Raw genomic sequence first — 507 nt, forward strand, 5'->3', positions numbered from 1 at the left:
TTCTTCATTGCTTTTGTTTTTAATTATTAATAGAATTGTGAATTATTGAATCTCTTTTAGTTTCTTATCTGTAAAGGCAATATGTGCCGGAATGTCCCCCGTGATGACTGACCATTTCTTTTTTCCATCCCGGGAGAAACAGTATAATGTGCCGGGAGTCACATAGTCTTTGGCATCGGTGACGAAGAATTCACCTGTTTCCGGATTGATTGCTATTCCATAAGGTATCTTGATAGATTTTTCCGTACCATCTGTAATAAAATTGCGGGTATCAGTTTTCTTTGTTTTTGTATTATAGATAGCGTAAGAGATTGTCCAACTGTTGGTGTAATAACTCCATTCTGTACTGTATACATACAGTGAATCTCTGCAAATAGCCATTTCTGTATTGGGAAGAAGCGGTAATTCTTCGATTACTTTATCGGTATTGGAATCTATTACAAATGTTTCGGAGTAAGTGTCATAATAATCTCCCCGGGATGAGACATAAATATTTCCGTATTGGTC

1 pseudogene is annotated in these 507 nt (G+C 36.3%); it reads right to left on the reverse strand.

What is annotated here, in order from left to right:
• Positions 1 to 42: 42 nt before the first annotated feature.
• Positions 43 to 507 (reverse strand): annotated as a pseudogene (locus AB5935_RS26375) (YncE family protein); the annotation flags it as partial.

This window comes from Phocaeicola sp. RTP21198st1_B8_RTP21198_201120 (assembly GCF_040929485.1).
Classification (GTDB): domain Bacteria; phylum Bacteroidota; class Bacteroidia; order Bacteroidales; family Bacteroidaceae; genus Phocaeicola; species Phocaeicola dorei.